Here is a 13,742-nt window from a genome sequence, read left to right as displayed (position 1 = left end):
GGATCCTCTCTTATGGACGAATTTTTGCCAACTGTGGCTCTGCTGCGTGCGAGGTATCATCGCCCGGCAGGCTTCAATCTCTTCTCTGTACTCCGCAGTTCAAGTGACGAGGTTCGGCTTCACTCGCGCTTCCTCGCCTTCCTGCTCGCCCCTAATGCTGCCCACAATCAGGGAACAGCACTGCTGGATCTCCTGCTGAAGAGACTTGGCATCCAGGACTTCGATTCAGAGAACGCAATTGTCGAGGTCGAGTACCAGAACATCGACATCCTGGTCCGTAACCCATCCGGGCAGGCAGTGATCATCGAGAACAAGATCTATGCTAGCGACCAGGACGAGCAGCTCTGGCGCTACCATCTGCGAATGCAGGCGGAAGGCTACCGCAAGATTTGGACAACATACCTCACCCTGGATGGTGCCGAGCCCAGTGAACAGAGTCGCAAGTCCCTGCCTGTAATTCTTCTCAGCTACGAAGCTGAGATCATCGCTTGGCTGAAGGACTGCATCCCACTGGTTGCCCGCGAGCCCGGCGTGCGGGAAAGCGTTTTCCAATACATCGAACTACTCCAAAAGCTGACATCCAGTGACCAGGGCGAGATCTACATGAGCAAGCTGAAAGAACAGATCCTGCATGGCGAGAACCTCTTCCTGATCGCCGACATCAACCATGCATTCAAGTCCGTACTGGCCGACCTACAGTTCGATATTTGGGAGCGCATGACGGCTTGCCAAGCGAGCCAGTATCCGCACCTCGGCAAACCCGAAATTACGGCCACGAAGGAGGCGATTTCCGCCTATTACAAGAAGACCAAAAACAGCAAATTCATCGGCATCCACTTCCCCTTCAACTTTATGAAGGGTGGCGTGTACATTGAGCTCAACCACCGTCTCTACTGTGGCTACTACTGTGACGGCGAGCAGTTCCCGGAAGACCGGGAGCGCCTATTGGTGCTGAGTCGAGAGATCGCACCCAGCACTCGCAATTCGGGCTACCTGTTCTGGAAGTACCCGAAGGTCAATGTGAACCTCAACGCCCCTTCCAATGAGGACCTGGCGCTCCTTCGAGATCCGGAGACGAGGGAGTCGATTGCCGTCAGCCTAATCAATGACGCGCACGAACTGTGGCAGCGCGCTCAGCAGCAGTTCGCCTAAACGCCAGACATAGCATTCAAGGGAGGACTAACTATGGCCAAGGGCTGGAGCAACGAAGAGCTTCTCGCCTCTGTCGAGGCCTACCGCCGAATGGCAGAGAAGCAAGAGGCCGGAGTTAGCTACTCAAAGAAACAGGTCTATCAGGAACTGGCCGCTCAGTTTGATCGCACCACGAAGGCATTCGAGTACCGAATGCAGAACATCTCAGCAGTGCTCGATGAACTGGATTTGCCGTGGATACCTGGCCTTAAGCCTGCCGTGAATGTTGGTACGGACATGAAGGTCAGGCTGATCCAGCTCATTCAAGGCAAAACTCCCGAAAAAGACACAGGTTTAGGCAACCTCGAAGACAGTCGCACCTGGGAGAAAGCCCTTGCTGCAGTAACTCAACTTGGGGGCACCGCCAGTCGAAAGCAGGTCGAAGATTGGATCATCGCCCGTGATCCGGGGTACAACACCAAGAACCTGGCAGACCTCTACATGATGGCAGTTAATGCCCCTGCCCGGACTGGCTACTCGCAAAATAAAAAGCCTCGGAGGACTGATCAGGGCAACCGCTACGACAGGCTGTTCAAGGTCGGCGAGGGCATCTTTGAGATTTACGATTCGGCTCAGCATGGCATTTGGGAAATTTACCCCGACGCATCATCGGGGAGCCGATTTGGCGTCTCTATTCGACGGGTTTCGAATCCTGTCGAGGAAGCACTAGCAGTCGCCGAGGATGCTGCTGAGCAAACAGCCACCTTTGATCCCACAGACGTAGCCGATGCCAGAAAGCGCGTAACCGCTGACATCATCCGTCGCAGAGGGCAACCCGCTTTTCGCAAAGCTCTAATGGACGCCTATGGTGACGCCTGTGCCATTACAGGGTGCAACCTACCCGCCGTGCTCGAGGCCGCGCATGTCCACCCTTATAAGGGCGACCACACCAACGTTGTATCCAATGGGCTGCTGTTACGGGCGGACATCCATACCTTGTTCGATCTAGGGCTGATCGCCATCGAGTCCAAGACGATGGTCGTACGGGTGTCACCAAAACTGGAAGGTACCGAGTACGGAAAGTTGAATGGTTCCCCGCTTCGCCACCCAAAACAAAATTCTCACCGAGTAAGCCCAGAGGCCTTGGATTGGCACTGGAACCAGTGTGGATGGTGCGACTGAACGCGGAAATGTGGTCTGTTCCGGAGCTGGTGGACAGGTAGTTAAGAGCGCTGGTTTTCCAGGCTAACGAGGCCAAATTCCGCATCAGATTTGAAGCTGACTGGGCTGCCGGTAAGCACAAATGAGCCGCAGGCAGTAACGAATCGGATGACCGCATTTGGCCGCTTGTTGCCTGACGTGACCGGCAGGTTTGGGTCGATTGCCGCCAGCGCAGACTGATTGGAAACCGCACCGCGTTTTCTACCAATCGGCGTTCCTCCCGCCATGCCCGGTGGAAAAGACCTGCGGTCGTTTTCCACCCTACAGGGCACCACCCGCCACGAATGAGTCCGCCCCCGTTTAAGCGCCACCCACCGTCGGCGGCGAGGCCAGGTGGCGGGCCACCAGGCTGCCGAACAGTTCGATGGCGCCGTGCAGGTTGCCGACGAAGCGCGGCTGCAGCAGCCAGAGGTCGACCGTCGGCTTGAAGTCGGCGAGGGCGACGACTTCAAGCTGCTCGCGGTAGCGGCTGGCCAAAAGCAGCGGTTCGGGAACCAGGCCGAGGCCGAGGTTTTTCGCCACCAGGCCGAGCTGCAGTTCGCTGCCGAAGGTTTCCAGGTTGATCTGCAGCTTCAGGCCCTGTTCGGCCAGGACGTGCTGCAGGCCGGCGCGAAAGCCGCAGCCTTCCGGGTTCAGCACCCAGCCGCGTTCGCAGCAGTCGGCGAGCTTGCCGCCGCGCCTTTCCAAGCTGCCGCGGGCGGCCACCACCAAAAGCTGCAGGCGCCCGAGGGAGGTGGCAGCGATGCCCTCGGGAAAGCTCTTGCTGGCGGGAAACAGCGCCGCCACGGCGTCCAGTTCGAGGTTCTCCAGGCGTTCGAGCAGGGTGCTGCCCCAGCCGCTGGAGACCTGGGTCTGCAGGTCGGGATAGGTGTTCCTCAACTGCTCCAGGGTGTCGAGCAGCACCACGTCGCCGATGGTCTGCGGCACTCCCAGGCGCAGGGTGCCGCTGGGCGGGGCGTCGCGGGCGACGATCTCGCGCAGCACGTCCATGCTGCGCAGCACCTCGCGGCACTGCTCGTAGACCCGCAGGCCCATGGCCGTCGGCTTGAGGGGCTTGGTGTTGCGGTCGAGCAGCAGGGTGCCGAGGTCGTCCTCGAAATTCTGCACGCGGCGGGTGATCGCCGACTGGGTCAGTTGCAGGCTGTCGGCGGCCAGGCTCAGCGACTGGCAGCGGACGACGGCGACGAAGGCTTCGATGTCATCTGTTTTCATGCGTTATTAGCATATTAGCTTATGAATAAAGTGCATTTTGATAATGATATGGCGCTTGGTAACGTGGCGCCATCTTGTCACACAATGGATGAGCGACGATGAGTCAATCCCCCCTGCGCCTGGACCGCCTGCGCAATTTCGTCGGTGCCCTGGGCGAGCTGCTCGACCGGCACGACGACGAGGAGAGCGTACTGCGCGAAGGCCGGCTGCTGCTGCGCGAACTGGTCCTTCACGACGACTGGCTGCCGGAGGCCTTCGCCCGGCCCGACCCGGAGCGCTACCAGCAGTACCTGCTGCACGCCGATTCCCGCCAGCGCTTCTCGGTGGTCAGCTTCGTCTGGGGACCGGGACAGACCACGCCGGTGCACGATCACCGGGTCTGGGGCCTGATCGGCATGCTGCGCGGCGCCGAGGACGCCCAGCACTTCGAGGTGAGCGCCGAGGGCCTGCGCCCGCTCGGCGATCCGCTGCGCCTCTTGCCCGGCCAGGTCGAGGCGGTGTCGCCACGGATCGGCGACATCCACCGGGTGTTCAACGCCAGCGCCGACCAGCCGTCGATCAGCATCCACGTCTACGGCGCCAACATCGGTGCCGTGCGGCGTGCCGTCTACCTGCCGGACGGCAGCCAGAAGCCGTTCATCTCCGGTTATTCCAACCAAGTCCTACCCAATATCTGGGATCTGTCCAGGGAGAGTGTCCCCGCATGAGCCGTATCGCCACCCGTTCCTTCGCCGACATCCGCGCCGCCCTGCTGGCGCGCGAGGAAGTGGCCCTGCTCGACGTGCGCGAGGAAGCGCCGTTCTCCGAGGGTCACCCGCTGTTCGCCGCCAACATCCCGCTATCGCGTCTGGATATCGAGGTCTATGCGCGGGTTCCACGGCGCAGCACGCCGGTCACCGTCTACGACGACGGCGAGGGCCTGGCCGAGCGGGCTGCCGAGCGCCTGCTGGCGCTGGGCTACCGCGACGTCGCCTTGCTGGAGGGCGGCCTCGCCGGCTGGCGCGCCGCCGGCGGCGAACTGTTCATCGACGTCAACGTGCCGAGCAAGGCCTTCGGCGAGCTGGTCGAGGCCGAGCGCCACACGCCGTCGCTGGCCGCCGAGGAGGTCAAGGCGCTGCTGGACGAGAAGGCCGACGTGGTGGTGCTGGACGCCCGGCGCTTCGACGAATACCAGACCATGAGCATTCCCGACGGGATCAGCGTGCCCGGCGCCGAGCTGGTGCTGCGGGTGCGCGAGCTGGCGCCGGATCCCGCAACCCGGGTGATCGTCAACTGCGCCGGACGCACCCGCAGCATCATCGGCACCCAGTCGCTGGTCAACGCCGGGATTCCCAACGAGGTGGCGGCGCTGCGCAACGGCACCATCGGCTGGACCCTGGCCGGCCAGCAGCTGGAGCACGGGCAGAACCGCAGATTCCCCGAAGTCTCCGCCGAAAACCGCGCGCTGGCCGCCGCCTCCGCCCGGGCGGTGGCCGACAAGGCCGGGGTCGGTCGCGCCAGCCGCGCCGACCTGGCGCGCTGGCAGGGCGAGGCCGGGCGCACCACCTATTTGTTCGACGTGCGCACCCCGGAGGAATACGAGGCCGGCCACCTGCCGGGCGCGCGCTCCACGCCGGGCGGCCAGCTGGTCCAGGAAACCGACTACTTCGCCAGCGTGCGCGGCGCGCGCCTGGTGCTGGCCGACGACGACGGCGTGCGCGCCAACATGAGCGCTTCCTGGCTGGCGCAGATGGGCTGGGAGGTGCATGTGCTGGACGGCCTGGGCGCTGCGGAGTTCGCCGAGCGCGGCGGCTGGTCGGCGCCGGTGCCGCCTGCGCCGCAGAGCGAGGACATCGCCCCCGAGACCCTGCAGGCCTGGCTGGCCGAGGGCGACACCCGGGTGCTGGACTTCACCACCAGCGCCAACTACGTCAGGCGGCACATTCCCGGCGCCTGGTGGGCGCTGCGCGCGCAGCTGCCGCAGGCCCTGGAGAAGCTGCCGCCGGCTGGACGCTACGTGGTCACCTGCGGCAGCAGCCTGCTGGCGCGCTATGCGGTGGACGAGCTGCAGGCGCTGACCGGCAGGCCGGTGTTCGTCCTGGCCGGCGGCACCGCGGCCTGGATCGCTGCCGGCCTGGCGCTGGAGGAGGGCGAGACCGCCCTGGCGGTGCCGCGCAGTGACCGCTACCGGCGTCCCTACGAGGGTACCGACAATCCCCGCGAGGCCATGCAGGCCTATCTGGACTGGGAGTTCGGTCTGGTCGAGCAACTGGGCCGCGATGGCACCCACGGCTTCTTCGTGATCTGAGCGGTAGCCCTTTCAAGGTCTTTTGCTTTTCGAGGTTTTGATCGTGCCCGCGCTTACGCGTGGGCGCTCCTGGATCCCTGCGGCGCCGGATCGCCCGGCCCTGGGCTCCCACGCAGGAGCGTGGGAGCCATCAACGACGGGGGTGATCGTGCCCACGCTCCTGCGTGGGCCCGTTGCACGGGGGAGTTTATGCAAGGACTTTGAAAGGCTGGATCTGAGCGGCCCGCACCGGGCGAGGGACTGTATCAAAAGCGTAAAGAGTCACCGCTCGACGGGTAGCTATGCTCTGATGGGCACCCCCGCATTACCCCAGAGAGGTGAAACATGCTGTACATCCGTCATATCGCGTTGCTGGCCTGCCTGGCCTCGCCCCTGGCGATCGCCGCCGGGGAAGCGCCTGCCGGTCATCCGGGCGGTGGGCACATGGGACCGCCGGCCGCCGCCTTCACCGCCTGCGAAGGCAAGCAGGCCGGCGACACGGCGTCCTTCGCCGGTCCCGGCGGCAAGACCATGACCGGCATCTGCCGCGACATGCACGGCAAGCTCGCCGTGATGCCGGAGCATGAGCGGAAGGGTCCGCCGCCTTCGGCGGCAGGGTCCGCCAAGGCCTGCGAAGGCAAGAAGGCCGGCGACACCGGCTCCTTCACCGCGCCGGACGGCAGGACCCGCTCCGGCATCTGTCGTGACATGGGCGGCAAGCTGATGCTGATCCCGGAGCCCATGGGCGAGCCGGTCGAGAAGGACTGACGCCGTTCGCAGTGCAGCCGCCCTCCGTTGGGGGTGGCTGCCGGGCGTCGGTCCCCCGCCTGGCCGACGCTCTTGCCGAAGCGCCCGCTCGCCGCAAGGAGCGGTCATTAACTTAGGCAAAAAAGTTATTTAAACAAAATTCTATATTCCATTAGATTGCACCTGTCGCGTACTTGCCGGTCAACCGCCGAGCCGCATGAAGAGAAATGGATGCGCCATTCGCATCCACGCCAGTTTCTTCGGGTCATGCCCGATCATGCGTTTGGAGATCCCATGTCAGCGGTTGAATCCTTGTTGTCCGTTCCTGCCCAGTCGTTCGACGTCCGTCCCTTCGACGGCGTGCTGGGTGCCGAAGTCCTCGGTCTGGACCTGTCCCGTCCGGTCAATCCGGAGGATTTCGCCCGTATCCACCAAGCCTTCCTGGACCACCGGGTGCTGGTGTTCCGCGAGCAGCACATCACCCCCGAGCAGCAGATCGCCTTCAGCCGCCGCTTCGGCGAGCTGCAGATCCATGTGCTCAAGCAGTTCCTGCTGGCCGGTCATCCGGAGGTCTTCATCATCTCCAACATCGTCGAGAACGGCAGGCCCATCGGTCTGGGCGACGCCGGCAAGCTCTGGCACTCCGACCTGTCGTACAAGGAGCTGCCCAGCCTCGGCGCCATGCTGCATGCCCGGCAACTGCCGGCCGAGGGCGGCGACACTCTGTTCGCCGACCAGCAGCTCGCCTACGAGACCCTGCCGGAGGCGCTGCGCAAGGCCGTCGAAGGACGCCGCGCGGTGCATTCCTACACCGCGCACTATGCCGACGAGGTGTTCGAGGGCATCCAGCGGCCGACGCTGACCCGGGCCCAGCTGGAAGAGGTGAAGGAGGTCGTCCATCCGGTGGTGCGCACCCACCCGGAAACCGGACGCAAGGGCCTGTTCGTCAACGAGAACTTCACCACCCGCATCCTCGATGTCCCGGAAGACGAGAGCCGCCGGCTGCTCGCCGAGCTGTTCGCCCACAGCGTCCGGCCCGAATTCACCTACCGCCACCGCTGGCAGGAGCACGACCTGCTGTTCTGGGACAACCGCGCGCTGATCCACCTGGCCACCGGCTGCCCGAACCACCTGCCGCGGCGGATGCATCGCACGACCATCCAGGGCGACGCGCCGTTCTGACCCTGTGCGGGGCACGAGTGCGCCGCTGGCCGCTCGCGCCCGTGCGTTCCCGGTCGCACCGGCGCATGAACAGACTCTGACTCTCTATCCCTGTTCGTCACTCATCTATGGAGCTTCCCATGTTTCCAGGCAAACGCTTTCCCGCGATTCGCCGCCTCGCCGGCGGCATCGCCCTGGGCCTCGGCCTCGCCGGCAGCCTGCTGACCCCGGCGGCGGCTCACGCCGAAGGCCGGATCCGCATCGCCGAGCAGTTCGGCATCGTCTACCTGCTGCTCAACGTGGTGCGCGACCAGCAACTGATCGAGAAGCACGGCAAGGAGCAGGGCCTCGACATCCAGGTCGACTGGAACCAGCTGTCCGGCGGATCGGCGGTCAACGACGCGCTGCTGGCCGGCACCATCGACATCGCCGGAGCCGGCATCGGCCCGCTGCTGACCGTCTGGGATCGCACCCACGGTAGGCAGAACGTCAAGGGCGTGGCCTCGCTGGGCAACTTCCCGTACTACCTGTTGAGCAACAACCCCAAGGTCAAGACCATCGCCGACCTCGGCGAGAAGGACCGCATCGCCGTGCCGGCGGTGGGTGTCTCCATCCAGTCGCGCTTCCTGCAGTACGCCGCCGCCAGACAGTGGGGCGACAAGGATTACAACCGGCTGGACAAGTACACGGTCGCACTGCCGCACCCGGAGGCCACCTCGGCCCTGACCAGCGGCGCCACCGAGCTGACCGGCCACTTCTCCAACCCGCCGTTCCAGAACCAGGCGCTGGAAAACCCCAACGTGCACGTGGTGCTCGACACCTACGAACTGCTCGGGCCGAACTCGCCGACCGTGCTGTACAGCACCGAGAAATTCCGCCAGGAAAACCCGAAGACCTACCGGGCCTTCGTCGACGCGCTGGCCGAGGCGGCCGATTTCGCCCAGAAGGACAAGGCCGCCGCGGCGGACACCTACATCCGCGTGACCAAGGCGAAGATCGACAAGGACGCGCTGTTGAAGATCATCGACAACGAGAAGTTCGAATTCAGCGTGACGCCGAAGAATACCTATCCGCTGGCCGAGTTCCTCCATCGGGTCGGCGCGCTGAAGCACAAGCCGGCGTCCTGGCAGGACTACTTCTTCCCCGATCCCAGGCTGGCCCAGGGGAGCTGAGACGATGAACGCCTTTCTCCAGAATTCCGCGCCCGCCGTGGCGACGGCCTTCCAGCCGCTGCTGCAGGTCGAGGGCGTCAGCCTCGAATACCGCACCGCCGAGCGGGTGGTGCGCGCCACCCACGAGGTCAGCTTCGAGGTCGATCCGGGCGACCGTTTCGTCCTGCTCGGGCCTTCCGGTTGCGGCAAGTCGACCCTGCTCAAGGCGGTGGCCGGCTTCATCCGCCCGCGCGACGGCGCGATCCGCCTGGACGGCCGCGAGGTCCGCGAGCCGGGGCCCGACCGCATTGCGGTGTTCCAGGAGTTCGACCAGCTGCCGCCGTGGAAGACGGTCAGGCAGAACGTGATGTTCCCGCTGCTGGCCACGCGCAGCCTGAGCCGCCGTGAGGCTGAGGCGCGCGCCCTGCATTACCTGGACAAGGTCGGCCTGGCCAGGTTTGCCGACGCCTACCCGCACACCCTCTCCGGCGGCATGAAGGCGCGCGTGGCCATCGCCCGCGCCCTGGCCATGCAGCCGAAGATCCTGCTGATGGACGAGCCCTTCGCCGCGCTGGATGCGCTGACCCGGCGGCGGATGCAGGAGGAGCTGCTCGAACTCTGGCAGGAGGTGAAGTTCACCCTGCTGTTCGTCACCCATTCGATCGAGGAGGCGCTGGTGGTCGGCAACCGCATCCTGCTGCTCTCGCCGCACCCGGGACGGGTCCGCGCCGAGGTCGCCAGCCATGCCTTCGACCTGCACAGCAGCGGCAGCGCCGAATTCCAGCACGCCGCCCGGCGCATCCACCGGCTGCTCTTCGAGGAAGGGGAAAGCCCCGCCGCCGTGCATGCCGCGTAGGAGCCAGCTTGCTGGCGATAGCCGGGTAGGGTGGGCAACTCGCGCAGCGATTGCCCACCATGGCCATGCCGCTGGCGGGAAAGGCCTGCGGCCGTTTCCCACCCTACGCGGTCGGCTCCCGCATCTTCCCGTTTTCACCCAAGACTCTACGGAAAACACGCCATGAGCCAGATCCCGCCGCTGCGACCGGAATACGAAATCGCCCTGCAACCCCTGACCGACCTGCCGCTCGAGCGCGAGCTGTCGCTGGCGCAGCGCCTGTGGCAGCAGGGCTGGCTGCGCAAGTCGCTGATCCTCGCCACGCTGGCGCTGCTCTGGGAGGTGCTCGCCCGCCTGCAGGGCAACGATCTTCTGCTGCCGGGCTTCCTGCAGGTCGCCCGTGCCCTGGCCGAGGGCCTGGCCAGCGGCGAGCTTTTGGAGAAGGTGGCGATCTCCCTGTCGGTGCTGGTCCAGGGCTACCTGATCGGCATCCTGCTGGCCTTCGTCCTGACCAGCCTGGCGGTCTCCAGCCAGCTCGGCCGCGACCTGCTGTCGACCCTGACCGCGATGTTCAACCCGCTGCCGGCCATCGCCCTGCTGCCGGTGGCGCTGCTCTGGTTCGGCCTGGGCGAGGGCAGCCTGATCTTCGTGCTGGTGCATTCGGTGCTCTGGTCGCTGGCGCTGAACACCTACGCCGGCTTTCTCGGCGTCCCGGAAACCCAGCGCATGGTCGGGCGCAACTACGGCCTGCGCGGGCTGCGCTTCGTCGCCCTGATCCTGGTCCCGGCCGCGCTGCCGTCGATCCTCTCCGGCCTGAAGATCGGCTGGGCCTTCGCCTGGCGCACCCTGGTCGCCGCCGAATTGGTGTTCGGCGCCTCGTCCGGCAAGGGCGGGCTCGGCTGGTACATCTTCCAGAACCGCAACGAGCTGTACACCGACAAGGTGTTCGCCGGCCTCGTGGTGGTGATCCTCATCGGCCTGCTGGTGGAGAGCCTGGTCTTCGCCCTGCTCGAGCGCTGCACCGTCAAGCGCTGGGGCATGCAGCGCTGATGCAGGCTGTGTGAAAACTACTGCGCTCGGCCATGCCTTCGCTCGCTACGTTTTCACACGGCCCGGAAACCTTCGTTTTTCCCTTTCATGTAGTCGCAACGAGAGCATTGCAGATGAGCAACATCGTCTTCATTACCGGCGCCACCTCCGGTTTCGGCCGCGCCGCGGCGCGCCGTTTTGCCGCCGCCGGCTGGTCCCTGGTCCTCACCGGCCGCCGTCTGGAGCGCCTGCAGGCGCTGCAGAACGAACTCGGCGGCCGGGTGCCGGTGCATGTCGCCGCGCTCGACGTGCGCGATGCCGCCGCGGTGCGGCAGGTGGTCGGCGAACTGCCGGAAGCCTTCCGCCAGGTCGGGGCGCTGATCAACAACGCCGGCCTGGCCCTGGCGCCGCAGGCGGCGCAGCAGGTCGAGCTGGCCGACTGGCACACCATGATCGACACCAACGTCACCGGGCTGGTCAACGTCACCCACGCGCTGCTGCCGACCCTGATCGCCAGCGGTGCGGGGGCGAGCATCGTCAACCTCGGCTCGGTCGCCGGCCAGTGGCCCTATCCGGGCAGCCACGTCTACGGCGCGACCAAGGCCTTCGTCCAGCAGTTCTCCTACAACCTGCGCTGTGACCTGCTCAGCACTGGCGTGCGGGTCACCGACATCGCCCCCGGCATGGCCGAGACCGAATTCACCCTGGTCCGCACCAAGGGCGACCAGGTCGCCTCCGACCGGCTGTACAGCGGCACCACGCCGCTGACTGCCGAGGACATCGCCGAGCAGATCTTCTACGTGGCGAGCCTGCCCGCGCACATCAACATCAACCGCCTGGAGGTCATGCCGACCCGTCAGGCCTGGCTGCCGTTCGCCGTGGATCGCGACTGATCCGCCGCGCCGTTTTGCTTTTCGCCCGCGCGAGCCTCGCGCGGGTTCATCCGAGGTTTCCCATGCAGAAAAAACCGTTTTTCCGTCCCGCCCGACTGGCCGCCGGCGTGCTCGCCGGGTTGCTGAGCGGCCCGCTGCTCGCCCAGGCCGAGGACAGCATCAGCATCGCCCAGCAGTTCGGCATCGCCTATCTGCTGCTCGACGTGGTCCGTGACCAGAAGTTGATCGAGAAGCACGGCAAGGAGCAGGGCATCGACATCCAGGTGGAGTGGCGCAGCATCTCCGGCGCCACGGCGATGAACGAGGCGCTCTTGGCCGGCGCCCTCGACGTGGTGTCGGCCGGCGTGCCGCCGATGCTGACCATGTGGGACCGCACCCGCGGCCGGCAGAACGTCAAGGCCATCGCCGCGCTGGGCTCGCAGCCCAACTACCTGCTGACCAGCAACCCGGCGGTGAAGTCCCTGGAGGACCTGGGCGAGAAGGACCGCATCGCGGTGCCCGCCGCCGGCGTCGGCTTCCAGTCGCGGACCCTGCAGATCGAGGCGGCCAAGCGCTTCGGCAAGGAGCACTTCCAGCGCTTCGACGGCATCAGCGTCAGCCTGCCGCATCCCGACGCCACCGCGGCCCTGACCTCCGGCGTCTCGGAGATCAGCGCGCATTTCTCCAGCGCACCCTTCTATTACCAGGCCCTGGAGAACCCGAAGGTGCGCAAGCTGATCAGCTCCTACGACATCCTCGGCGGACCGGCGACCTTCAACGTGCTCTACACCACCGAGAAGTTCCACAAGGAGAATCCCAAGACCTACCGCGCCTTCTACGCCGCCCTGGCCGAGGCCGAGCGGATCGTCAAGGCCGACAAGCGCGCCGCGGCGCAGACCTACATCCGCGTGGAGAACTCCAGGCTGGCGCCGGCACTGGTGGAGAAGATCGTCGAGGATAAGGAAAACGACTTCACCATCGTCCCGCAGCGTACCTTCATCTATGCCGAGAAGCTCCACGAGCTGGGCGTGCTGAAGAACAAGGCGGCTTCCTGGAAGGACTACTTCTTCGAGGAAGCCCACGGCGCCGAGGGGAGCTGAAGTTCAGGGCGCGGGATACTCCGCCGCCGCCCGCTCCAGCCACTGCGCCAGGTCGCGGCGGCGGACACCCTGGCGCCCGGCCTCGGCCAGGCGCTCCAGCATGTAGGCGCGCCGGGCATCGTCGGAGCCGGCCAGCGACAGGGCCAGGTCGCGGTCCATCCAGCGCTTGATGCGTACGTACAGCCACCAGTGAAAATACAGCCCGCTCACGGTGGTGATGAAGATGATGAAGTAGTCCATGGCGTTCCTCCGCGCCGCCACCCTAGCCGATCCGTTGGCAGGCGGAAAGTGGGCTGGCGCCGGCCGTTCGGCGCGGGCATCGTCGCGGGGCGCCGTGACAAGGACGGGAGGCGGGAGTTAAATGTTTGTCATGACTTCTGCGGAGTAACTGCAATGCGCAAGCCCCTTCTGTTGATCGCCTCTTTCACTGCCGTGATGCTGGCCCTGGGCGGCTGCGCCTCCAGCCTGACCGGCGAATCCTATTCGCGCGGGGAGGCGCGTAGCGTGCAGACCGTGCGCATGGGCACCATCGTGACCCTGCGTCCGGTGCGCATCGAGGGCACCAAGACGCCGATCGGCGCCGGTGCCGGCAGCATCGTCGGCGGCGTGGCCGGCAGCGGCGTCGGCGAGGGCCGGGGCAGCGCCGTGGCGGCGGTGATCGGCGCGGTGGCCGGCGGCCTGCTCGGCGCCGCGGCGGAGGAGGGCGTCACCCGCACCCAGGGCGTGGAGATCACCGTGCGCGAGGATGACGGCAGCATGCGGGCCTATGTGCAGGAAGTGCAGCCGAACCAGGTGTTCCGGGTCGGCGAGCGGGTGCGCATCCTGACCGTCGACGGCACCAGTCGCGTCGCCCACTGAATGCCGTTTTGCTGAGCGATCGGTCGTCTTTCCCGGAAGTCGGTACGACCGATCCGTGCTGGCCGGCTTCCGGATAGCTTGTCTGGCGCCTCCTTCCTGTGCCATGCCTGTGCCAGTCACGCTTGATTCATGCCTGTAATGGAGATCTGAAGCTTCCTT

Annotated in this window: 14 protein-coding genes; 12 read left to right on the top strand and 2 right to left on the bottom strand. The window is 65.5% G+C overall.

What is annotated here, in order from left to right:
• The first annotated feature begins 12 nt into the window (after positions 1–12).
• Together ACG10_RS12230 and ACG10_RS12225 are read left to right on the top strand one after the other, a co-directional pair.
• Positions 13–1,152 carry a PDDEXK-like family protein gene (locus ACG10_RS12230; RefSeq protein ID WP_089168425.1) on the top strand — a complete coding sequence of 380 codons (1,140 nt, stop codon included), beginning with the start codon at positions 13–15 and terminating at the stop codon, positions 1,150–1,152.
• A 33-nt stretch (positions 1,153–1,185) separates the two neighbouring features.
• A complete protein-coding gene (locus ACG10_RS12225) occupies positions 1,186–2,313 on the top strand; it encodes an HNH endonuclease (RefSeq protein ID WP_089168424.1) in 1,128 nt (375 codons plus the stop codon).
• Between the two features lie 339 nt (positions 2,314–2,652).
• On the opposite strand, the gene ACG10_RS12220 is transcribed toward ACG10_RS12225, so the two are convergent.
• Positions 2,653–3,564, bottom strand: coding sequence for a LysR family transcriptional regulator (locus tag ACG10_RS12220; RefSeq protein WP_089168423.1), 912 nt, complete (start codon positions 3,562–3,564; stop codon positions 2,653–2,655).
• Positions 3,565–3,662: 98 nt separating this feature from the next.
• Between ACG10_RS12220 and ACG10_RS12215 the strand changes: the two genes are divergently transcribed.
• From ACG10_RS12215 to ACG10_RS12175, 9 genes are all read left to right on the top strand, one after another.
• Positions 3,663–4,271, top strand: coding sequence for a cysteine dioxygenase family protein (locus ACG10_RS12215; protein ID WP_089168422.1), 609 nt, complete (start codon positions 3,663–3,665; stop codon positions 4,269–4,271).
• Positions 4,268–5,851 carry a rhodanese homology domain-containing protein gene (locus ACG10_RS12210; protein ID WP_089168421.1) on the top strand — a complete coding sequence of 528 codons (1,584 nt, stop codon included), beginning with the start codon at positions 4,268–4,270 and terminating at the stop codon, positions 5,849–5,851. Before ACG10_RS12215 ends, ACG10_RS12210 begins: the two co-directional genes overlap by 4 nt.
• 324 nt (positions 5,852–6,175) lie before the next feature.
• Positions 6,176–6,598, top strand: coding sequence for a hypothetical protein (locus ACG10_RS12205; protein WP_089168420.1), 423 nt, complete (start codon positions 6,176–6,178; stop codon positions 6,596–6,598).
• 273 nt (positions 6,599–6,871) lie between these two features.
• Positions 6,872–7,759, top strand: a complete 888-nt coding sequence (locus tag ACG10_RS12200) for a TauD/TfdA dioxygenase family protein (protein ID WP_089168419.1) — start codon at positions 6,872–6,874, stop codon at positions 7,757–7,759.
• A gap of 119 nt (positions 7,760–7,878) precedes the next feature.
• Positions 7,879–8,910 (top strand): ABC transporter substrate-binding protein, encoded by a 1,032-nt coding sequence (locus ACG10_RS12195; RefSeq protein ID WP_089168418.1) that lies wholly within the window; start codon positions 7,879–7,881, stop codon positions 8,908–8,910.
• A 4-nt stretch (positions 8,911–8,914) separates the two neighbouring features.
• Positions 8,915–9,745 (top strand): ABC transporter ATP-binding protein, encoded by an 831-nt coding sequence (locus tag ACG10_RS12190; RefSeq protein WP_089168417.1) that lies wholly within the window; start codon positions 8,915–8,917, stop codon positions 9,743–9,745.
• A gap of 162 nt (positions 9,746–9,907) precedes the next feature.
• Positions 9,908–10,774 carry an ABC transporter permease gene (locus ACG10_RS12185; RefSeq protein WP_089168416.1) on the top strand — a complete coding sequence of 289 codons (867 nt, stop codon included), beginning with the start codon at positions 9,908–9,910 and terminating at the stop codon, positions 10,772–10,774.
• Positions 10,775–10,887: 113 nt separating this feature from the next.
• A complete protein-coding gene (locus tag ACG10_RS12180) occupies positions 10,888–11,646 on the top strand; it encodes an SDR family NAD(P)-dependent oxidoreductase (RefSeq protein ID WP_089168415.1) in 759 nt (252 codons plus the stop codon).
• 62 nt (positions 11,647–11,708) lie between these two features.
• Positions 11,709–12,725 carry an ABC transporter substrate-binding protein gene (locus tag ACG10_RS12175; RefSeq protein WP_089168414.1) on the top strand — a complete coding sequence of 339 codons (1,017 nt, stop codon included), beginning with the start codon at positions 11,709–11,711 and terminating at the stop codon, positions 12,723–12,725.
• Between the two features lie 3 nt (positions 12,726–12,728).
• On the opposite strand, the gene ACG10_RS12170 is transcribed toward ACG10_RS12175, so the two are convergent.
• Positions 12,729–12,965 carry a hypothetical protein gene (locus tag ACG10_RS12170; RefSeq protein WP_089168413.1) on the bottom strand — a complete coding sequence of 79 codons (237 nt, stop codon included), beginning with the start codon at positions 12,963–12,965 and terminating at the stop codon, positions 12,729–12,731.
• 153 nt (positions 12,966–13,118) lie between these two features.
• On the opposite strand from ACG10_RS12170, the gene ACG10_RS12165 reads away from it, so the two are divergent.
• Positions 13,119–13,583, top strand: a complete 465-nt coding sequence (locus ACG10_RS12165) for an outer membrane lipoprotein (RefSeq protein ID WP_039803608.1) — start codon at positions 13,119–13,121, stop codon at positions 13,581–13,583.
• Positions 13,584–13,742 lie beyond the last annotated feature (159 nt).

It is taken from the genome of Azotobacter chroococcum, assembly GCF_002220155.1.
GTDB classification, from domain to species: Bacteria; Pseudomonadota; Gammaproteobacteria; order Pseudomonadales; family Pseudomonadaceae; genus Azotobacter; species Azotobacter chroococcum.
This window is presented reverse-complemented; position numbering and strand designations above follow the sequence as displayed.